Below are 21848 nucleotides of genomic sequence, written 5' to 3'. Positions count from 1 at the left end.
AAAACTCACTTAACTCACATGGGTAAAGGGAAAATATACTTTAACTTTGATTTGAGCAATAACGCAGAGATTTCTATAAAAAAGATAAAACTATGTTATATTTCTAATAATTCTCTCGTCCGCAATTATATATAATTTATCACATTTTGTGGGGATGTATCATGAAAAGAAAGCTAACATCACAAAAAAAGTTGAAAGATTCAAAGCAACTCCAAGACCTTTTAAAACAAGCCATACGCGAAGATAATGTAGAAGCTTTAGAAGGCCTAGTTGAGCAAGGTGCTAATATAGATACACCTAATTTAAGAGGAGCATTGCATGAAGCTGCAAGTATAGGAAGTGTGAATGTATTCCAATATATTATGGAGAATGGCAGGCATCATTATCATAAAAAACAATTAGCCTTATTTGATGCTGCAAGAAAAGGACAGATAAAGATAGTAAAGTTACTTATCGATGAATATAAGATTAAATATATAAACGCTGTACACATTGCAGCTGAAAAAGGGCATATTGAAGTAATCAAATTATTTATCGAAAATGACAATAGTCTAATAGCAGCTGATTGCAATGGTAAAAATCTTTTGCAGAAAGCTATATGTTACAAGCAAGAAGATATAATAAGGCTACTATTAGAGGAATATAACGTTGATCCGAACGAGAGTATAGACAAAATATCTCCTTGGGAATATTCGGTTTGTAGCATGTTAAATGGCTCAGAAAAAAGTATAAATATAGCAAAACTGTTACTTAAGCATGGAGTAGATATTAATCAGATAATTGAAACTTATTTAGATCACAATATAACTGCACTAATAGAGGCTATATGTTCTAGAAAAGTTAATATAGTTGAATTCTTGCTTTTAAATGGAGCAAATGCAAATCATGTAGATGAAGATTTAAACTCAGGAATACACCAATTAGCCTCAGGATATAGCTTAGGTAAGGTTAACGAACAAGAATTTATGGAAATGGTCAAGCTACTGGTCCAATATGGATGTGAAACTGATAAATTAAATGAGATTAAAAGTAAATATGGCAAAACACCTAAAGACTATTTAAAAAAGAAAGGAGAAAAAGCTTTAAACACATATTATGAAGCTATTGCTTCAGGGTTACAAATTAGAGAAGATAACAAGAAGTTATTAGAACAAATATTAAAATATATAACATACTTAGCTGACCTTCCATATTTACCAAGTGAAGTAATAGAAAAAATAGTAGAGTATACTGATGGCATAGGAAGAAAAATCAACACTGAAGAAGTAGCAATTTTAAAAGCGCTTAGTAATAAAAAAAGAAATCAAGATGCAAGCATGGAAGTTGAGGAAAATAGTACTACTAATGATAATTCCTATGATGAAAATGATAAAAACAATTCTGATGGTGAAACAACTGAGAATAATACCCCACAAAAAAGTATAAATAATTGTGATAATAGCAATAATAAAGAGCAAGAAAATATAGAAAATGGGCATAGTCTATACATTAGACAAGAAGATAAGATTCATGTAGTAACACATGCTTGTTATAAAGAAGATGACTTACCTGGTATGTTGTTTATTGATCAAGTTTTTGCTTGGATGAAAGAATTACCCGAATGGCTAAGGGAATGGGTTATCTCATATTCAACTACCCAAAGATTGATAAAGGAAATATATACAGCAAATAAACTTTTAGAGAATTATTTGAGTAATTATTTGTTTGGTAGAAGTGATAAGTTATCTGACGGAACTATTGAAGAAGAAAGCTATAATGTAGAAGAAAAAGCAAAAGTAAAAATAGAAGCCAGCGAAGAATTTAAAGAGCAAGGAGTAAGTAATCAGGACTTAATAGAGAAATTTACAGTAAATGAAGATGAACAATCAATAAAGTTTAATTATCTTAATAACTTAAATGGAGGTAATTATGAGATTGAAGAGAGAATCAAGGCTCTATTATCAGATATAAATAGCATTGAAGAAGATGTATTGTCATTTGATGAAACGCTAGTTAACGATCATTTAAGTTATTGGGTATAGAAGCATAGAATAATTTCTTATTTATAAGAATGCTTAATAGTTATCAACTAATAAATAAAAATATTTATAAAATATCTTAAATATGCCATAATAAAATACAAAGGAATAACCTAGCTGAGAGACATATGTCAAGAAGAGGGGAAAGCAGTAAAAGAAAGCATGGTAAAAACCAAGGTCCTAAAGTAGAAACGAAAGCAAAAAGAAATAGGAAAGAGATCGAAGTAGAAGAGGAAGAGATTAAAGTTGCTCCCAAGGTTGCAAAAGAAGTGAAGGAACTCCTTGAGAAAATCTCAAGTAGATCACAGATACGTAAAGACCTAATACCTATGAAAGCTTTAAAGAAAATGCTTGATGAAAAAAAGATCTCAAAGGCTTATATAGAAGAAACAGTTAATAATTATTTTGATAAATTTAAAGCAGTTAAGGTATTAGAAGCACTAAGCTTTTCAAAGAAGGACATAGAATCAACAAGATATGCTGCCTTATATATAGAAGAGAGTAGATTGACGCCTGAAAAGAAAATTAAAGAGGCACTGCAATCTGGTGATGGAGATACTCTTAAAAAATTTACACAAGAGTTTTATAATTACTTACATGAGCTTAATGCAGAAAGGGAATCACGTGATCTTGATTGGGAGGAAAGGCGCTTTGATTCTTTAAGTAGACTTCTTGTCTCAGATATAAATGACTGCGCAGCAGTATGCTTTGATGGAAAGAAAATACTGTATGCATTTAACCATTTGCATGGTAGCTCTTCTGATGCGAAAAGAGCCCATATAAAAGAACAAGCAGTAAAGGTCTTTAAATATTTTACCAACTGTATAGAAGGTAAATATATAATTCCAGGAAAAAAGCAGAAAGACAGACTGAAATTAATAGTAGATACATGCTGTACTGCTTTACAGCTAAAAGAAGAAGAGGATAAAGAGCGAATACAGAATATAATACATCTTTTAGATGAGTATCATGGGGAACTACCAGAAGAGATTAAAGGAGTAGTAAACTCTAAAGAGCTGAACCAAGCTATACGAACCAGAAAAGATTTAATGAAGGTAGAAGAAGCTCTTACAACTGGAGATAAAAAGTTCAGTAATAATATTATTAATGCATTTAAAATTAAGGAAGAAGAAGGGTATATATTAATAGAAGAAGGCGAAGCAAATGATAAGTGCCATGCTGAGATGCGAATTGTTGAGCATTTATTAGACGAGCAGCCAAATATCAAAGGTAAACTTGATAAAATATATATAGGTCTATCAAAACTTTGTTGTGCACATTGTCATTTAGTGATTACTAATGATCCTTCAGACCCATTAATCTTAGAGTACCAAGATGATGAAGGAAAGGCCATAAAAGTTCCTATTTATACAAGAGGACATCATGGTCAAAGTTTTGAGTGGTTTATAATTAATAAAATAAAGGTAAATGACGGGCAACTTAAACACTTTTTAGGCAAGGAAGCTTTTGAAATATACCAGGAGATGGAAGAGAAAGGTCAGGATTTGGCTTTATATGTAGTTGTCCAAGAGATTGGAACACTTACGAGTGAACAGTTAGGTAAAGTTGTAGGTATTAAAATAAAATCACACCATACTTCTATGGGTAGTAGTTCAATGCAGTATGCTGATAATTCGCCTAGTGATATTGAAACTGATGTTAAGGCAAGAACCTGGAGGAGTACAATAGAAGAAAAATTAACCGATGAAGGGCTAACAAAAGCATCAGAAAAGCAAATAGACTTTTTAATCGAACAAGCTAGTGGTTTAACCGATATAATGGAGAAATTTGAGCTTCATAAATTATATGCTGAGAAGATTATTAGCTTTATGCAATCTGAAAGTTTTAAAGGCTTAGAATATAATGCTGCCAATATTATGGAAGTTTTAGGGTTTTCCATAGACAAAATGAGAGAAATTAATCATGAAGCTGATAATGAGCATTATACACAAGATATAAAGCATTTTGAGATTATAGCAAATATTTCTAGATCTATAAGCAAAAAGGAGTATTCCAGAGGATATCAGGAAGGCTTAAGTGCTTCTTCTCAAGATATAAGCTCCGAAAAGCTTCAAGAGAGAGAAGTATTAGGACGATATACTGAAGATGAAAATAGAAGATTGCAAGAAAGTAAAGGAAAAACAAAGACCTAATAATTTTTTTCAATATGCTATAAACTTTTTTTATAATTTACTATTTATTATTAGCAAAAAGTTTTGTTCTCTAACATGAAAAGGTTGTAAGCAAGGATAATAAGGATAATAAGGATAATAAATTTCAATATTTAAGTTAAGCCACATAAGTTTTACACTTATTAGCCATATTTATCTCCATATAGGATAGTCATATGCCTATATCATACCTACTTTATACTTAACAGCTTGGCAATGCCTCTTTAAACTATAGTTCTTGAAACATTACCTAAATAAGTATAAAAAAGTTTATAACCTCACAATAATTTTAAAAATTAATGAAAGATATTTGGGATTATGCAATTGAAGTTCAAAGTGAATTAAATGAAATATGCAAGCCTCTTGAGGAAGGAAATATAAAGTTTGCTTACGATAGGATATTTACTGATTACTCAGTTCTAACCCTTGTTAATTATAACCGTAACTGGCTTGAGTTTTGTAAAACTATACGTTCTGATGCATTTAATAACCATAGAGCAAATAGATTATACTTATCAGAAGTACTATCAACACCTATTGGAAAACTTAATCATTTTCTATGGTCTACAAAACTTCTTGATGGTAATGATTCAATGTTAATAGATAAATTTAATGTAGGTAACGGGATTTCCTTTTTTCAAAAAAAACATGATATTATTGAATGCTGGAGTTTTGTAATGGACTGTACGCATGAGCAAGGAGATTTATTTTTATTAGATAACATAAGTTTTTTAAAGCAATTTATTTTATATTTTAATCATCATAGTAGAAGCTTAGTTGAAAACCTTATTTCAAGTAAGATAAGTCTTCCGAAATTGCCTAAAGAGTTAGTTTTAAGTATTATAAAGCAAAACAACGATCAACAAATTACAACTAAAAATATACAAATTCAAAATTATAGTATTAATATTACTGAAAATAATTGCATTAACCTTACTAAACGGGAAGTTGAGTGTTTGCAAAACTTAGCTCTGGGAAAAAGTGTTAAGGAGATTGCTAATATTTTAGGTATATCGGATCGTACTGTAGAAGTTCATCTTAACAATATTAAATTGAAGTCAGGGTATAACCATCGTTCACAATTGGTTTCAATGTATCTAAAAAGTGACATTAATATAATTAAGTAGATAGGTTAAGTTATATTAAAAATAGAACTTCTATTTAGCTTATTAAAACAAAAAATAATAATGAAATATTGTTTAATGTAACCAAGTAAGACCTTTTAGGTACCAACTATTCTTGAATGTAAATACGTGATTTTTACTTAAGTAATCTTACCCAATAGTTTGCAAATTGAAATTAACTTAGCTTTACAAAGCATAAAAGTAATTCATTTAGGATAAATATTATGAATCTAGAATACTTTTATATTGATAAGTATCAATCATTAAATAACAGCCAATAATGGAGGATTTATGTCTAAAATAAATAAAATTCCTTTTAATAACAAAAGCTTGAAAAATGAATTAAAAGATAAACTGGTTAATTACCTGGAGCCAACATACGAAGGAGGTGGGTATGCCGGATATGGCTTTTCAAGCGACTCACAACAATTATCAACACAACATTGCTATAATGTCACTACCTTTTCATCCGGCCAACATGGTGAGGTAAAGTTAAATACAGCATACTCTTTTTCAGAACTTCAAAAAATGCTTAAAATAGATGTTACTTCCAAAGGGAAATTCGGAATATTTTCAGGAAGTGCTGAGGCAGAGTATATGAAATCTATCCAAGATGATTATTATTCAATGTCTCTAAACTACCTCCAATATATGGCTGATAGAGTAAAAGTACAATTAGCTGGCGCCGGGCAGAATGTGTTAAATGCGTTTGGAAGAGAAATATATAATAGTAATGAAGCTAAGCCATATTTTGGGTTAATTTGTGGAGATAAGTATATTGATTCTTATGATGAAGGAGCTTTACTTACCATGAGTATAAATCTTAATTTTGCCAACCATTATGAAAAAGAAGAATTTAAAGCTAAAGCAAGCGCCTCGTGGGGCAATATTTTTAGTGCATCCGGAGAAATTCAGAAAATAGCAAATGCGTTAAATATTGGCGGGTCAGTTTCCATACAAGCCTTACAAGTAGGAGGAGACCCCAGCCAACTTTCTAGAATATTGAACAAAGACAGTAGTGGAAAGTATTATGCTTTAACATGCGATCTTAAAGCAATGGATAATTGTATAAAAGCAGCTAGCGGCTTACTTGATTATGCAGTAAATGATTTTTCAACTCAAATTTCTTTTAAGAACAATACCGGATTAACCCCTTTAGGTACCGGCTTTGCTCACTCTGAAAAAATTGACCATATAGGGCTAACTCCGCCTAAAACACTAGTAAATTCGACTGTTATAGAAGATAGAAATTTACTGTCGGAACTTTTGGAAACAAATAAATCTTACCAACAATATTCCGATCAATTAATAAACCACTACCCGGTTACTTGGAATACAAATTCTAAACTATATAAAAACATAAAAACTTTCGAAAAGGAAATCGAATACAATATCGGAAAAATACTTAATTATAATGATCCGTCAGAAAGTGCTTTAGGGTGCTTTGATAATCCTGAAGAATGCGATTTTATAACACAAAATATTGTAAATGATTTAGTCAATATAACTAATACTGATTTAGCATTTCTAAAAGCCATAAAGTATACATTTCCTTTATGTATAGCTAATTTATATAAAAATGGTGATGAAAATTCTTGGGCTGCTCATTCTGTCCCTCCAGGGGTTTGTGGTAATACTTGGGGCGCAATAATTGATAGTTTATTATTTACGGATAGTACTCTTTCCGTAAGTGGTAGGTATAGTACTACAGGTATGATTTGCTGGTATGATGCGAAAGGTAATTCAAATGATGGAATGAATTATTATGTTCATACTACCTGGTGTTGTGGAGATAAGTGGCATTGTGATACAAATGGCGGAATAGTGTCCAAACAGCTATCTCCTTACTATGAAGGTATTGAGCAGGGATTTATGAATAATGGGCAAATGCTTAACCAGATTCAGTTATCTTGGGAAGGAATTGAATCTCTATAATATTAAAGTCAAAACTCGGATAGAATTTTTTAAAATAAGGTAAGTAAAATATGATTCTTGCTTGCCTTCTAACTCCTCCTTTTAAACTACAGTTCAAGAGTCTGAAAAAAAGTTAGACTCAAAGCTGTTGTATCTAGAGTATAAGTAGTGGAGCAACCTTTAAGCCTATTTATCTCACCAATTAAAGCATCAGAAAAATCAGCATTATTTTTTTCATAAACCTCAAGTGCTAGCCATGCAGCTTCTAAGTGCTCAAATATAAATTCTTGGGTACTTAGAAGAGATCTAATAGCTAAAGTAATTTGTGATTTAGAATATTTATACCCTCTTTGAGTTATTAAGGGGGATGGCAATAATATAGTCATTGTAAGGTATAAATTCAATCTTACTTCCTGTTGTCAAACTTAGTAGTTCTCTTACCTCAGCCGGTATAGTGACTTGGCCTTTGCTTGTTATAGTTGAGTAATGCATATGCTCTAGATAAGTATTATTGTACTATCAACGTTTATTAAGTAAGGATAAAGTATTATAACAAGTATAGGAGCGTCTAATAAACGAGCGATTTAGGGACACCTGATTAAGTAATTTTTAAGTATTTATAAGAGGAGCAAGTAATGGGTAATATTTTAGGATATGCTCGAATGTCAACACAACAACAGGAATTAGACGCACAACGTCAACGTTTGAATGAAATAGGAGCTATAAAGATATTTGAAGATGTGATTAGTGGTAAGGTTTTTAAACGACCGGGTCTTGAGGCACTGATTGCCTATGTAAGGCCTAATGATCTACTCTGTGTAGTACGGCTTGACCGTTTAGGGCGTAGTCTAAAAGAGCTTCTTGAAACAGTAGAGCACCTTAAAGCACATAAGATTGGTTTAATGTTTTTAGAAGAAAAGATTGATACATCTTCTGCTGCGGGTGAATTAATATTTCATGTATTTGGTGCGATTGCCAATTTTGAAAGGCGATTAATCGCAGAGCGTACCAAAGAAGGTATAAATGCTGCACGTTTAAAAGGTAAAAAACCCGGGCGCCCAACCTTAGATAAAGAAAAATTCGATTCAGCATTAAAGTTAATTGAATCAGGTGTATCGCCAACCAATGCTGCAAGGTAATTACAAATAGGCCGCTCTACACTTTATCGCGAGTTGAACTATATAAAATAAGGCCAGCCTATAAATAAGAAATATATATTTTATTTATAAGCTATTTTTTGGAAAAGCAGCTTTCATTATTGAGAGCTTGTATGGTGGTTTAATATTTTTAGTTGCTTATTTTTTTTTACTATGGAATTTTATACACTTACTTCAATAGTTTCCATTTTTAGTTCATATTTCTAAAATATCTTTATAAGATAAAATTTAACATTAATAATATATTTAAGTTTTTAATTTTGCTCGTAATTAATGTAATCATTAAATAAATATGTTTTTTTACTTTGTTAAAAGTTTCGTTATCAATAATATAATGTAATAGTCAAATTAGTATTTTATATTTTTATGCAAGAAACATTGTGGCTTAGCACCATTTATAATTACTTTACAAAATCAACCCAACTGGTTTTCCGTGATTATATGTATCAACCTTTTTATGTAACAGTAAATAATATCTATAAAGAATTTCCTTCATTTTCTGAACTTCTTTTAATGGCTACCATAAAAACCGAAGCTATACCTATTGTCTTAACAGCTTTTCCTACAATTGCACCTAACATGCTTGCTAATCCTTATACCGGTAGCTTTTTTACAGACATAATAAAAGGTACACAGAGCTTAGCTGCGTGGTGGATCGGTTTAAAACACGGAACTAAAGAATATGAACTTCATCGCCCTGTTTCAGATATTCTAAAAGGGGTTTGTAAGATTACTTTACTTTCGCAGGGGGTTGGAAATGTTTTTATTAGGGATTCTATGTGTGAAATTCCTGCTAGAGCTTTTCTTGATGCAATGACCATAATGAAAACAAATCAACTTGATAGAACAGATATAAATTCATGGTATGATACAATAATTAACGCAGAATTTTGGATTGATACCTTAAGAAAGGCTGAATTAAAAGTTTTAGCAGGTAAGATTACTGCTGATAATATAGTAAAACCAACTATAAATTTTATTTCTCCTTTAGCCACCCAAATATTTGATAAACTAGGTTTATCAACATTACTGGAGTTCATAAATAATAAGCATACGTTATTTTTAGATAATATACCTTTATTACCAATAGCATCTCCCGGTAGTATGCTCAAAGAAATTTTTACCAGCTCTGTTATAATGCCTCTTGTAAGGATAAGTGGGTATATAAAAACCGATGAGTGTGTGTTAATACAATATGGTGATAAGTATTTCTATAAGAAATTTATGGACATTTATGAAAGTGCTATTAATCAAAATATAAGTATAGAATACAAGTATGATGCAAACTCACTCAATACTAATAATTTAGATAAGAATTATTGTAATAATAAAACTGACATACCACTAGAAATTAGCCTTAAAGATTTGTTTAGCCAAAATAAAGATAATTCATTAATCATTCATTACCACGAGAGCGATGACTTTCTTAGTAAGATAAATTTAAATTTAACGGAAGAATTCTGGAAGGAAGAACTTTAGAATTATTAGATGAATATAGTGGAGATAATAAATGTGGTAGTGATTCCGTAAGTAATACTGCTAGCTTACCAATTATAAGCTAATGAGCTCTATGCTTCAAATTTTATATTAATAATATCAGCATCATTATATCTTGTCATTTTATAGAGAGAACAAATAAAGGAATAACAACTTCCGGAAAACAATTGGTAGTACGCAAGAAGCACATAATATACAAACAAATTACGGAGAGAATAAAAAAAGGCCTTTAGAAGAAGAAGTTGAATCAACCTCAACTTCTTGTGAAATAACGGAATTAAGGACGGAAAATGAACAGGAAGAAACGGATCTTTATATTAAAGCATCTAAAAAAAGTCGTACCGAAGAAGATATAAAAACACCAGAAGTTATAAACAAATCAAAGAACCCTGATAGCCCTGATACTGTGGGAAATACAAAAAGATTTTCTGAGAGAGAGGAGATAAGAAAAAATAAAGATAAAGATATCCAGAATACTCCTTTATAGTTTATTTGAAGATTTAGTATTATTTAGTATAATAATAAAAAAATCCCGAAAGAGGCTTAAAATGTTTAACCCTGCAAAATTAATTGAATTAAGAGAAAAAATTCAAGAGAAAGCAAAGAAATATTATATCACAAATATTGCTATAGCAGCTACGGATCCAGAATTAATGGATTATCCTTTTCAGTTTATAGGAGATTATGAGAATAGCAATCAAGCTTTTCCTTCTCCGGAAGAACATAAGGGGTTTTTATCATTTTTACAAACTACTCTTTCGCATGTAGGTATTTCCTTTAATATCCGCTCCAAGTTAGTAGAATTAGTAAATTATGACGAAGGGTACCAATATATTTTTGATACCACTATACCGTTAAATGAGCTTGAAATAACAGACTCTTTCAAAGATCAATTTCAAAAGAGAAAAAATAGGGCGGATGAAGAAAGAGTTAAAAATTTAGAAAGCACTGAGATTAAAAAGAGAAAAGCTAACTTAATAGAAGAGTCAATTCCGCAGACGCAGGAAGAAAATTCCGGAATGGTATTTTCACAGCAGATATTCAGATCCGAAAATGTGGGAAATGTGGGTGTTCTTTGGGCAGACAAAGTAAGAGGTGAAAAGCGCTCACGAGTAAATATAGATGAAAACGGCATTGTTGCTCAAATCAGAATCAAGGAATACTCTTCCTTTACCCATGTGAGTTAAGTGAGTTTTACAGAATGAGTCATGCCCAGGTTAGTCATTTTATTGAGTATATGACAACCAAGTAAAGTCTCAGCATCTTGGTTATCCCATTTCCTAGATCTTAGCTTAGCCCCTATAATGCTTTTATATCGGTAAATAGTATTTTCTATAATTTCTCTTCTACCATACTTATTTTTATTACGCTCCACATGGTAACCTTTTTCTTTAATATAGTTTATGGTATCAGACCTAGGTTGTGTATAAGATGTCTTGGCACTTTTGGGAGGTGCTATTGTAGCTTTAATACCTTTATTTTCTAATATAATATACGTATTGTTACTATCGTAGCCAATGTCAGCTAAAATCTCAGTTATCTTTTCTATATCTGCGCTTTGTATTAATGATTCTAAACATTTATGGTCATCAGTAATATGGTTGGTCATAATACGTGAAACTATTAATCCCTCTTTACTAACTCCTATATGCAGCTTTTGCGCCATACTCTTCTTTTTACTTATGATAAAGCAACCAGAGGTAGCGAAGATGTTCCTATTAAAATAGTTGCAGAAATACGATGGTCTACAGTAAAAAGTAGTATGCCTTTCTTAGGTTGGATGCTAGCCAATGGCGTCGATATCAATCTTCGTAACCATAAACATACTTCTGCCTTAGACCTAATTACACAAGTTGCTCCAAAAGACATAAAGATAGATGAAAGAAGCTTATAATTGTTGGAAAAAACTGGAAAGGTAAAAGAGCTATCACATCAAAATACTAGTGGAAAAGGTTGCTGCATAATGATGTAAAAAAAATAAAGTATAAAAATTAATTCTTTGGAATTCAGGTGTGATATACAAATTCTTCTGCATTATAAATGATTTATGTATAATGTATTTACCCCTGAATTCTTTAATTAATACCTAATAAATAAGCTGAAAACCTTGACATATGCATATAATAAAGTAGCCATTCCAAGGCTCATACTTAATTTTGAAACAAACTCCTAAAATAAAGACATAATATTACTCTTACTTAATTATTATAATTTACAACTTTTTTTCTTTAGCAACAAATAATTATTTGTTAGCAATATTTTAATAAAAAATATATTGTAAAAATACTAAGCTGAAACTAAGTTTAGCTAAAATTTATAATATAGAAGTAAAGAGGTTGTTAAATGGCTATTTATCAAAAAATATTTCTGCTAGGAAGCCTTGCATTGAGTGCTTTTCTATTTTCTTCTATAAAAGAAATTAATCCAAAACTATTGGCATATGGAGAATTGGAATATAAAATTTATTCTCAAGCAAAAGCTGTAATGAGTCCAATATTCTGTGGTAATGGAAAGGACAAATAAAAATATATTTATATAGTAGTTTTAACATTTAAAACACCTAGAATTAATTTATATTAATAAATTTATAAATAAATATCTATAGTTTAAGTTAAAAAATTAGTCTTTAAGATAAATTTTATGGCTGTACAGTAGTCAATTTTAAGTTTAAAAATTTACTTAACAGGATGTATTATTATTTTGCACTCTATATATTTTTTTTCTCATATTTTATTTAAGATATACCTCGCTTCTTTTTTCAATAACATGAAAAATCATGAATGATATTAAGGTTTAAAGTTTTAATTTAAAAAACTTTATATATTATCTTTCCATTATATTAAGGTTAAATAATATTTAATTGCATTCAATTATAAGTTATTTATAATATAAATAACTGATTTTTTGAATAATGGATAATTCTTTTGAAATTAAATTATATAGATTTAGCAATTGTAACCGCTTTTTTAATTTTATGCCTATTAATTGGGTTGCTTAAAAGTGTAAAAATAAAATCCTTAAAAGAATTTGCTATCGGATATAAGAATATCTCAGTAACTGTATTAGTTTGTACAATATATGCTTCTGCTACAGGGGCAGGTAGTACCATAGGTATAGTAGGGAAGATTTATGAGTTTGGACTTATATTTGTTATTAGGCAAATGCTGGAGCCTTTATATTGGTTAATTACTACTAAAATTATAGGATCAAATATTGGAAAGTTTAAGGGATGTGTTACACTGGGTGAAATAATGTATAAGCTTTATGGTACTCCTGGGCGGTGGATTGTAGCTTTATCGTCAACAGTTATAAGTTTAGGAAGTATCGCTGCTCAAGCTTTAGCTTTAGGTTTTGTATTTAATTATTTTTTAGGAATAGAAACTGCTTATGGGATATTAATTGGATATGGAATTATTACATTATATTCTACATTAGGAGGTATAAGAGCGGTAATTCATACTGAGATTTTTAAATCTACAATTTTCTTTTTTATTATACCTATTGCTTATATTATTGCTTTTACCAGTACAGGAGGGCTTAAAAGTTTAATTGCTTATCTTCCACAATCTCATTTATATATAGTATTAAATAATGATAATACCAGTTTGTTAGCTAGTTTTGTAGTCTTTGCATTATTACCGGGAGTAGATGCTGCTTTTATACAAAGATGCTTAATTGCAAATGATACTAGGAAGCTTAAGCAGACATTAAATATGATTGCTTTAATATCTATACCTTTTTCAGCAGCACTATGCCTTATAGCTTATAAAATGAGGGTAGTATTTCCAAATATTACACCTGATGAAACATTACTTAAATTTATAACTCTTTTACCACCTATTCTAAAAGGAATAATGGTAGCAGGGTTAATGGCAATAATTATGTCTATGGCAGAAGCCACGATCAACTCAGCAAGCATCATTTTAGTTAATGATATTTTAAATATATTACGTATTAACCTCAGTAATAGAGCACAACTTGTATCTCTTAGGATCATTACAGTTATACTCGCTATATCATCGTTAGTGCTTATAAAATATAGTAAAAACATTTTGGATTTGGTATGGCTAGTGGCTAATTTTTGGGAGCCATTAATTGCAATACCTACTATAGCAGGATTTTTAGGATTTAAAACTAATAGTAAATCATTTATTGCAAGTGTAGTCTTTGCTATATTATTTACTTTAATAGGTAGGATTGTTGCGGGTGAATTTGCTATTATAAGTATAACTCTAGGTGATATTGGTAGTGCTATAGGTTTGTTTGGTATGCACTATTATCAAATCATATTTAAACAAATTAAGATGGCCTCTTCCTTTTCACAAACACAGAATAAAGTTGTTACTAGAATTAAGGAAAGGCTTATAGGGCTAGCGCAAGGCATATATATATTTTTCAAACGTATTTTTAGCTTGCTTTCCGAATATCCAGGAGAGCATAAAATTGATGTTAAAAGGTTCTGCATCTTTACCTTATCTTACTATTTTCTTTATAGCTTGGACGTAACCTCAAACCCTGACCATATGGTATTTGCTTATCTTTTAGCAATTGGATATTTTTTCTGTTTAGTACTATTATTCAGGCATTTTATCGCTAGCAAAAAACTTATAGAAAAGTACCTTCATTACTATTGGTACTTTTTACTGACTTTCTGTTTGCCGTTTGTATCAAGTTATATGATGTTTGTTGGGCATAAAGACCCATTTTGGGTGATTAATAGTATATTATCTGCATTCTCGCTTTATTTATTTGTGGATGCAAGGAGGTTTCTATTATTATATTCTATTGGAATGATTTGCGGCTTTATTCTGTTCAATAAAACAGGGCATAGCATACAATCTCTACAGGAAATTACAACAGTAAGTAGCATTGCATATATTTATCTATTCTTCTTGTTTTCCACCTTGTTCTTTCTTAGAAAACGTGAGAAAGAACAGGAAGAGAGAGTAGAAGCAATGCATGTATTTGGTGGTGCAATGGCACATGAGGTGAAAAGCCCGCTTGCAACTCTTAATATGTGCGCGCAGACTATAAATAATTTGCTGCATGGAGCCTTTAGTAATAAGAATGTAAAGGGAGAAATCTATACTGTCACATTTGATAAAGGAGACGGTGATACCTTAATAGAATTCAGTCAAATGCTTACTAAAGTTAGTTCTCAGGGTATAAGTACGGTCGACGGGCTTCTTGCTTCTTTAAAAAGCACAGTAATTGCCGATGATAAGAAGAATATTACTATAGAAGAATGCGTGACCGCAAGCATATTGGAATACAAGCTCCTGAACCCTGAGAAAGACGGTGTAGATATTAATATTGTAGATAATTTCTCATTTTTCGGCTCAATGCATTATGTTAAGCATTTACTTTCTAATTTATTAACCAATGCATATAAGTACGGCGGCCGGAACGTAAAAATAGAGATTAGAACAGAGAATAATAAGCTATATTTTAGAGATAACGGTAAAGGTATAGCGGAAGAAGACTTGCCTTATATATTTGATAGATTCTATAGCAAGAGTAAAAGCGGGACGGGTATCGGCCTTGCGTTCTGCAAAATGATAATGCAGGACTTAGGAGGATATATTGAGTGCAAGTCAACTTTAGGTAAATATACTGAGTTTATTCTTACTTTCCCCAAAGCTAAGAAGATAAGAAAGCTAATTAAAAAGCAGTAGGTTCCGATTATATAGTTAGTAGGGAGGGAAACGCTATTGTTTCTGTATTACTAATTTCTTATCAGGAGTTTTAGGTGTTTCTTCTATAGTTACATGCCCTGCTATATTACCTTCTAAGTCATAGCGTGGTGCTGTTTCAACAAGAGCAGCTTTATACTTTTTTGTACGGCAGTATTTGCCTAAGAAATGCTTTATAGTATTATTACTTAAGTTAGTTTTTTCTTTTAAGTCTTTATGAATTTTAATTTTAAGTATTTTAGGATTCTTATCACTGAATACATTAGGAAATTGAGTAATTAAAAATTGTAAAGTTTGAATGTAAGCCTCTTTAGACATAGAGCTTTTAGGTTTTTTAGCTTTATTGTCTATCAAGTTTGAAGTATTAGAATTTAGCTTATTAGTTTCGTCCATATAATAAAAGTAAGAGAGTTTATAGAATATTATATAATATATAAGGATGCAAAAGTATAAACAAAAGATTTAAATAGTAATAATATATTAATAAAGCTGTAGTTACTAGTTATAAGATAAATTCATTTTAAAGAAGGTTAGACAATACTTTTAAGCTTTATAAAAGAACCTTAAACTACTAACCGAAAAATCTTATAACAAATATAAATAAATACTATTAAGTAAAATTAAAATAAGAAAGGATTGCAAGATAATGTAATACGTATTATTTTATGATTGAAACTTCTTTTTTTTAGATAAGCTATGGTTCTAACAAAATGCCATAGCTTTCTTTTATGGTATTAAAACAATATTTATGATTTTTAATATTTAAGTTTAAAAATATCTTGTCTGTTTTGCTTTATACTTCTAGAGCTCGAAAAGAGTCTAGCTTTGAATCTGCATATCCATTTTTTATGATATTATAGAATTAAATTAAAATACATGCAGTACAAACAACGAGTATATAGCACGTAATTTATTCTGACGCTGCAGCAGACCTAACGCCTCTTACAACTTCCACACCATATTACATAAGTTAACTTTAAATATGTTTAATTGAATTACATACAAAGCAAGGATTTAATTAAAAAAAATACTTTGTTGTAATAATATGTAATAATAATCGGTTTATTCTGCAAATATGTTAAATAAATGCTGTATTAAGTATTGTAAAATAAAATTAAAAAAAGTATTTCATTTAAAAAATAATTTTTATTTAGTTTAAAAATGGATGAATTAATTAACAAGTATATAGAAGAATCTTGGTTATATATTGATCAACTAGTCCCCTGCCCAGGAATTAACGATTATATTGAAATTGAAGATAGTGATATAGTTGGAGAATATGCGAAGGTAACTCTTACATCACAAACTTGTTTGAATAACATCCATATACATAACACTCAAGCAAAGAATGTTATAATAGAAATTAAAGGAGACTTCTTTCAAATATATAATGATATTGAAGTCTCAGGCACTCCTGTAGAAAGTATAATAGTAAAAAGTAGTAAAGGTGGATATTTAAAAAATATAGCAAACAAGGGTGGATTTAAAGAATTATCTATTGAAGCTGATAGTATTGAAAATAATGATAACCAGGTATCCAACCAACAAAAAATATTTGCTGATAATATAAAAGGCACCAGTATAAAGTTAAATGTTCCTCATGTATTACTTAGGGGAAATATAACAGCAGATGAACAAATAGCTATTGATACGGTTAAAGGCTCCCAAGAAGCGTATGCAGTTGTTCTTGATGAGTTAGGTTTATTAACAACCACTAGTTTAAGTATTGACAACTTACAAAATAATTTAGGAGTTTATATAAGCGGTAAAGTTCACGTTAAAGGTGATACACAATTAAATTCAACAAGTGGAATAATAATAGGTTTAAAGGGCGAGATATATACAGATGAGGCAACTATATCAGCTGGTTCAGGGGATCCTAAAGCAGGGGCTGCAAAGAGAGAAGGCATATATTTAAGTGGTAAGCTTTTAAGTAAAAATGGAATAAATGCTAAATCAACAAGTGGTATTTATATAGATGATAACGGCACTTTACTAAGTGATAACGGAACAATCACAATAGAAACATTGGGGGACGGGCTAAAGAACCGGGGTAATATAGTAACTAATTCTTTAATAGAAATTATTGCTCAAGAAGGAGATATAGAAAACCACAAATTGTTTAAGGCGAGTAATATCTCAATCGCAATAAATGATAAGAGTAGCTTCATAAATAACTTAGCTATATTTACGGAAGGTTTATTTCAGATACAACAATTAGGAGAGTATGGTGGAATATATTTTAACAATGGTTCATTTACTCAAGTAGGTAGTATTAATATAGAAAACATACCGCATAGCAGGGTATTGGAAGTTAAACTACGTGGTGCAGAAGTGATTGTTAAGGATCCGAATGCTCAGAACCAAATTAAAGCAGAAAAGCTAATACTTGAACAAGATTTGTATAAAAAGTGGTATGTATTTAGCCATGTCAGATCATATGAGAACACTTTTAGTGCATATCCGGTTATGAATGCTGCAAAAATTCCTGAATTATATCAAAATCATATAAATTCTCGCCAAGGCGATATTAAACCGGCGGATTTTGATTTTATATCTCAAAGAGCATTCAGTGTTGTTAGTTGGGGGTTAGGTGTGTATTATCCTGAAGGGAGTGGGTGCAGGGGCACGCACTACCGAGGGAGTTCTCCTGCTGGTAGTTATGCTTTACTTGGGTTTTTCTGTTGGGAGGAGTGTGAATATGAGGCACGCTATGAAATTTCGGGTAGATCGAAATTAGTGATTGCAGGCAGTTTAAACTTGGATTCAGCTTTAGTACAAAATACTTTATCTGATATAGTTGTTAGGCAGAATTTAAGTTTTTTAAATGCTCCAGATATAAAAGTATACAAAGATGATATGGGTAGATATGGGTGGCAATTTAATGATAAGAGAGACCATGAAAATCGGTATAAAATAATTTATAGCTGTAAATTTTCCCCAAGTGGTTCAGTAGATTCTCCAATTTATGCAGGCAATATAAAAGGTGTAGTTAATAGCATAATTACGGCATCTATAGGAAAAACCTTACCACAATTATCAATAGGAGATGCTTCATTTGAGCATTTAAAGCAACAAGCGGGTTATATACTTAATGAACATAAAAAAGAAAGAATTCGATTAGAGGAGTTAGAAAGTGCAAAAGCTAATCAGATAATAAATCAATTAGTGAAAGAAGGGGAGAGGACATTAATAGCATACAATGCTAACTCTGTTCAAGAGCTGATTTATAACTTAAAAACCTCCCAAACTATCCGTAAAATGTTCTTTGCCGACCAAGGTTTAGATTTAAAGTTTATGGTAGACCCTGAAAGCTTAAATAGCAATATGTGGGTAATACGAGATGCAAATTCTTTACCGCTAGACAATGATACCGGAGCAGATGAACTAAAACTATACCCTATAATTACTATTAATGGCAAATTAGCACCTTTCTTTAAACCTCCGGTGGATATAGCAAAATATTTACAAGACTTTGGTTACCAAGGTAAGGGTCTAGTTTTAATACTAGGTGATACTCTATACCTGGAGCACTTAGTAAGAGATGCAATTCTATCAGGTATAGGGTTAGTCCAAGGGTTAGACTATAGTAATATTTTAAAGCAGTTACTTGACGGAGCACTTGAAGAATATACTAGACTTAATATTAAGCAATTTGAATTCCCGGAAAGTAAGATCAATGAATTACAGAAGCCTATACTTGCACCCCAAGAAACAAAGGAATGTGCAGGAAGCTTATCATGTATATCTTTCAAGCTTTATTTGAGTGAAAAAGCTTTAAACAGTATAAAACAAGGTAGAACTTTATCAGCTGATGGCTCAATAAACCTTGATGTAAAAGGCGACGTAGCAATAGATTACTTAGCGCAAATCAGTGCCGGTAAAGAGCTCAACCTGGATGTTAAAGGAAAAATGGTTAATTTTGGTATGGTTTCATCTGAAACTATGCAACTTATTGTTGCAGGAGATTTCATTAACCTTAATGAAATAGTTACTCTTACTGATCTTACGATTAGAGCAGCTAACGTAGCATTAGTCGGGGTTACACAAAGCAGAGGGAATATTACTATAGAAGCAGTTAATAATATAGTATTGCAGAGTCTATATATAACTGCTAAAGAAAGCGGTGCAAGCTTTAAAATGGCATCCACAGAAGTAACACAGAATTCTGAAACAGTTGCAGGTGGCAAAATAATTATAGATGCTAAGAATTCATTATCAGTAATAGGAGCAAACATTATCGGTAAAGATGTTGAGCTTAATGCAGGTAACAAAGTGATAGTAGTTCCTATAGAAGTATATAATGAAGTTACTGTCTGGGGCAAGAAATATTATTATAGCTATAAATCTTTAAAGCAAATGAGATCTCAAATTACCTCTCTTGAGAGTGATATAGAGATAGTAGCCGGTAGCGGCATATTACTTAGAGGTTTAAATTTTATAAGCGGTAAAGATGGTTTTCTGAAATCTAATGGTACATTAGTAGTTGAGAATCCAAGCGAGTGGGAATCACTTGAGATTATGAAAAAGAAAAGAAGAGGAGGGTTAGCAGGAGCTTTTGGCGGTACTAAGACAACTACTACTAACAAATTCTTTGATATCCCTTTAATAAACTTCTTTTATACTACAGAAAATTTTGAAGCAATCACTGGTGGTGATCAAGTATGGCAAGGGTTTAATTTGGTTGCACATAGTGTAAAGTTAGAAGCAGGAACTCCTGAACATGCAGCACATATAGCAATGCTTCCGAGTTATAAGACAACAATAATAGAAGTACATACTAAAAAAACCGGGTTTACATTTGAATTTAAAAATAAAATGCTAAGCACTTGGAAGCATGAACAGAAAGGTAGTATTGATAAAACTCAAGAAGTGATCCCAAATATTATTCAAGTAGAAGATAAGTTTTTCGGGTACTCCCATGATGGTAAGTGGACGCAGCTTTCTACCAATATTGAAGGGATAGACGGAGGTAGAGCCAATAAAGTTATTATAAATGCGACTAATATTGAACTTGGTGTTGCACCGAGCTTTGAGAGCCATTTTACTTACTTGAACGAATTTGGAACGGGAGTAGGATTTTCTGCTACAGGAGGAGAGTTTGCGGTTAAGTCTGCAGTCTGGATGGAAAAAAACAGCAAATTAACTGAATCAACTAAGCATAAACAATCCCATATATTTGCTAACTTCATTGAGATGAAAGCAGATACTATAAAAGATTTTGCAATTATCTATGATGCAATTCAAATGGATCAAAATGCTAGGATTATTTTCCATGGTATCGCCAATGATACGTATAGTGAATGTGAGAAACATCAATTGCTTGAAGTAGGAGTTAAGTTAGGAATTAAAACTAATATAGGTAGAATATTTGAAATAGGTAAAGATTTAGCTAAAATGAAGATAGGTTCTCCTGAAAGCTATATCAATGCTTTCTTTTTAGGGCTTGAAGGGTATCATAAAATATTACAGACCCTTAGTAGTAATAAAGGCAATTCAAATAATAATAACCAAAATGGAGAAGGACAGAAAGAGGGTCAGAATGCAAATGGTGGAGCTACAGCCGGTATATGGTTTTATGCTCATTATGAACAACAGAAAAGCAAATCTCAAACAACAATACCTGTACCAACGATCATTAATGTACAAGAAAGCCTAAACAGCACCAGCGACGAGCTAAGGATGTTAGCTACTCAAGTTAAAGCATATAATATGTACTTAAAAACAAAGTATCTTGATATACAAGGTGCGAGGGCAGAATATAATGCGAAAAGCATGAGCGGACAAGTGGATCTTGAAATACCTCTTACAGAAGGAATGACACCAAGCTTATCTGTTGCTATCCAGAAAGGCAATCAGTATCAAAGTCTGGTTATGAATGCAGAAATACATGTCAGTGGAAACTTAAAGATAGAAGTTGAAGGACATGCAAATATGCAAGGTGTGTTTTTAAAAGCCAGTAGCCTTGAAGCAAGTTTTGAGAGTTTAACCTTGGGCTCTATGCAGGATATTATAGAAAATGAAAGCTTTGGAGTAAATTTAGGAATTAGTTTAAGCAACTTAAATTTAAATGGAATTGGAGTAGAACATAGCAAGCGTGATGCGCATGTAGTTAAGCGATTAACTGCAATGTTAGGTGAAACCAAAGCTCATATAGTAGTTGCCCATGCCTTAAGGCTAAACGGAGCAATGATAGCAAATGCACAAGTTAATGAAGACGGAAGTTTTACAGATCACGGACATTTGACCTTAAAAGTAGGTGAGTTATTTGTTC

15 protein-coding genes are annotated in these 21848 nt (G+C 31.2%); 11 read left to right on the top strand and 4 right to left on the bottom strand.

All coding sequences use genetic code 11. The features are described 5' to 3' along the window. Window positions 1–161 precede the first annotated feature (161 nt). From NF27_RS05445 to NF27_RS05430, 4 genes are all read left to right on the top strand, one after another. Window positions 162–2021 carry an ankyrin repeat domain-containing protein gene (locus tag NF27_RS05445; RefSeq protein WP_039456766.1) on the top strand — a complete coding sequence of 620 codons (1860 nt, stop codon included), beginning with the start codon at window positions 162–164 and terminating at the stop codon, window positions 2019–2021. Between the two features lie 125 nt (window positions 2022–2146). Next, window positions 2147–4171 (top strand): nucleic acid/nucleotide deaminase domain-containing protein, encoded by a 2025-nt coding sequence (locus NF27_RS11215; protein ID WP_053332615.1) that lies wholly within the window; start codon window positions 2147–2149, stop codon window positions 4169–4171. 317 nt (window positions 4172–4488) lie between these two features. Next, on the top strand, window positions 4489–5316 hold the full coding sequence (locus NF27_RS05435; RefSeq protein ID WP_039456763.1) for a response regulator transcription factor: 828 nt from the start codon (window positions 4489–4491) through the stop codon (window positions 5314–5316). Window positions 5317–5604: 288 nt separating this feature from the next. After that, window positions 5605–7248, top strand: a complete 1644-nt coding sequence (locus NF27_RS05430; RefSeq protein WP_039456761.1) for a hypothetical protein — start codon at window positions 5605–5607, stop codon at window positions 7246–7248. Between the two features lie 86 nt (window positions 7249–7334). Here the strand turns inward: NF27_RS05430 and NF27_RS12715 are convergent, their stop codons facing one another. Then, window positions 7335–7631 carry a PIN domain-containing protein gene (locus tag NF27_RS12715; protein WP_162531508.1) on the bottom strand — a complete coding sequence of 99 codons (297 nt, stop codon included), beginning with the start codon at window positions 7629–7631 and terminating at the stop codon, window positions 7335–7337. Next, window positions 7567–7719, bottom strand: coding sequence for an AbrB/MazE/SpoVT family DNA-binding domain-containing protein (locus NF27_RS13290; RefSeq protein ID WP_084212818.1), 153 nt, complete (start codon window positions 7717–7719; stop codon window positions 7567–7569). Before NF27_RS13290 ends, NF27_RS12715 begins: the two co-directional genes overlap by 65 nt. Before the next feature lie 143 nt (window positions 7720–7862). Between NF27_RS13290 and NF27_RS05420 the strand changes: the two genes are divergently transcribed. The 3 genes from NF27_RS05420 (at window position 7863) to NF27_RS05410 (ending at window position 11068) form a co-directional block, all read left to right on the top strand. Then, window positions 7863–8366 carry a recombinase family protein gene (locus NF27_RS05420; protein WP_068982010.1) on the top strand — a complete coding sequence of 168 codons (504 nt, stop codon included), beginning with the start codon at window positions 7863–7865 and terminating at the stop codon, window positions 8364–8366. Window positions 8367–8825: 459 nt separating this feature from the next. Beyond that, window positions 8826–9863, top strand: a complete 1038-nt coding sequence (locus NF27_RS05415; protein ID WP_039456759.1) for a hypothetical protein — start codon at window positions 8826–8828, stop codon at window positions 9861–9863. A gap of 566 nt (window positions 9864–10429) precedes the next feature. Further along, window positions 10430–11068, top strand: a complete 639-nt coding sequence (locus NF27_RS05410; RefSeq protein WP_039456754.1) for a hypothetical protein — start codon at window positions 10430–10432, stop codon at window positions 11066–11068. Here the strand turns inward: NF27_RS05410 and NF27_RS05405 are convergent. Continuing rightward, on the bottom strand, window positions 11065–11547 hold the full coding sequence (locus tag NF27_RS05405; protein ID WP_039456751.1) for a transposase: 483 nt from the start codon (window positions 11545–11547) through the stop codon (window positions 11065–11067). The two genes, NF27_RS05410 and NF27_RS05405, sit on opposite strands and share 4 nt — an antisense overlap. Here NF27_RS05405 and NF27_RS05400 point away from each other — a divergent pair. The 3 genes from NF27_RS05400 (at window position 11530) to NF27_RS05390 (ending at window position 15556) form a co-directional block, all read left to right on the top strand. Then, window positions 11530–11775, top strand: a complete 246-nt coding sequence (locus tag NF27_RS05400; protein ID WP_152606850.1) for a hypothetical protein — start codon at window positions 11530–11532, stop codon at window positions 11773–11775. The two genes, NF27_RS05405 and NF27_RS05400, sit on opposite strands and share 18 nt — an antisense overlap. A 449-nt stretch (window positions 11776–12224) precedes the next feature. Further along, on the top strand, window positions 12225–12404 hold the full coding sequence (locus NF27_RS05395; RefSeq protein ID WP_039456745.1) for a hypothetical protein: 180 nt from the start codon (window positions 12225–12227) through the stop codon (window positions 12402–12404). A gap of 401 nt (window positions 12405–12805) precedes the next feature. Continuing rightward, a complete protein-coding gene (locus NF27_RS05390; protein WP_039456743.1) occupies window positions 12806–15556 on the top strand; it encodes a sodium:solute symporter family transporter in 2751 nt (916 codons plus the stop codon). Between the two features lie 33 nt (window positions 15557–15589). Here the strand turns inward: NF27_RS05390 and NF27_RS11210 are convergent, their stop codons facing one another. Continuing rightward, the gene (locus NF27_RS11210) at window positions 15590–15967 is read right to left on the bottom strand and encodes a ProQ/FinO family protein (protein WP_053332613.1); all 378 of its coding nucleotides are present in this window, start codon (window positions 15965–15967) and stop codon (window positions 15590–15592) included. Window positions 15968–16735: 768 nt separating this feature from the next. Here NF27_RS11210 and NF27_RS05380 point away from each other — a divergent pair. Continuing rightward, the coding region (locus NF27_RS05380; protein WP_039456741.1) for a hemagglutinin repeat-containing protein at window positions 16736–21848 on the top strand (5113 nt) is incomplete at its 3' end.

Origin of the sequence: Candidatus Jidaibacter acanthamoeba (assembly GCF_000815465.1) — a bacterium.
Taxonomy (GTDB): Bacteria; Pseudomonadota; Alphaproteobacteria; order Rickettsiales; family Midichloriaceae; genus Jidaibacter; species Jidaibacter acanthamoebae.
The sequence above is the reverse complement of the archived record's forward strand: the minus strand, read 5'-3'. Positions and strand labels throughout refer to the sequence as shown.

Coding starts and splice junctions, on each gene's coding strand:
- NF27_RS05395 (WP_039456745.1), top strand. CDS start 12,225: ATGGCTATTTATCAAAAAATATTTCTGCTAGGAAGCCTTGCATTGAGT.
- NF27_RS05405 (WP_039456751.1), bottom strand. CDS start 11,547: ATGGCGCAAAAGCTGCATATAGGAGTTAGTAAAGAGGGATTAATAGTT.
- NF27_RS11215 (WP_053332615.1), top strand. CDS start 2,147: ATGTCAAGAAGAGGGGAAAGCAGTAAAAGAAAGCATGGTAAAAACCAA.
- NF27_RS05430 (WP_039456761.1), top strand. CDS start 5,605: ATGTCTAAAATAAATAAAATTCCTTTTAATAACAAAAGCTTGAAAAAT.
- NF27_RS05445 (WP_039456766.1), top strand. CDS start 162: ATGAAAAGAAAGCTAACATCACAAAAAAAGTTGAAAGATTCAAAGCAA.
- NF27_RS11210 (WP_053332613.1), bottom strand. CDS start 15,967: ATGGACGAAACTAATAAGCTAAATTCTAATACTTCAAACTTGATAGAC.
- NF27_RS05420 (WP_068982010.1), top strand. CDS start 7,863: ATGGGTAATATTTTAGGATATGCTCGAATGTCAACACAACAACAGGAA.
- NF27_RS05400 (WP_152606850.1), top strand. CDS start 11,530: ATGCAGCTTTTGCGCCATACTCTTCTTTTTACTTATGATAAAGCAACC.
- NF27_RS13290 (WP_084212818.1), bottom strand. CDS start 7,719: ATGCATTACTCAACTATAACAAGCAAAGGCCAAGTCACTATACCGGCT.
- NF27_RS05410 (WP_039456754.1), top strand. CDS start 10,430: ATGTTTAACCCTGCAAAATTAATTGAATTAAGAGAAAAAATTCAAGAG.
- NF27_RS05435 (WP_039456763.1), top strand. CDS start 4,489: ATGAAAGATATTTGGGATTATGCAATTGAAGTTCAAAGTGAATTAAAT.
- NF27_RS05415 (WP_039456759.1), top strand. CDS start 8,826: ATGTATCAACCTTTTTATGTAACAGTAAATAATATCTATAAAGAATTT.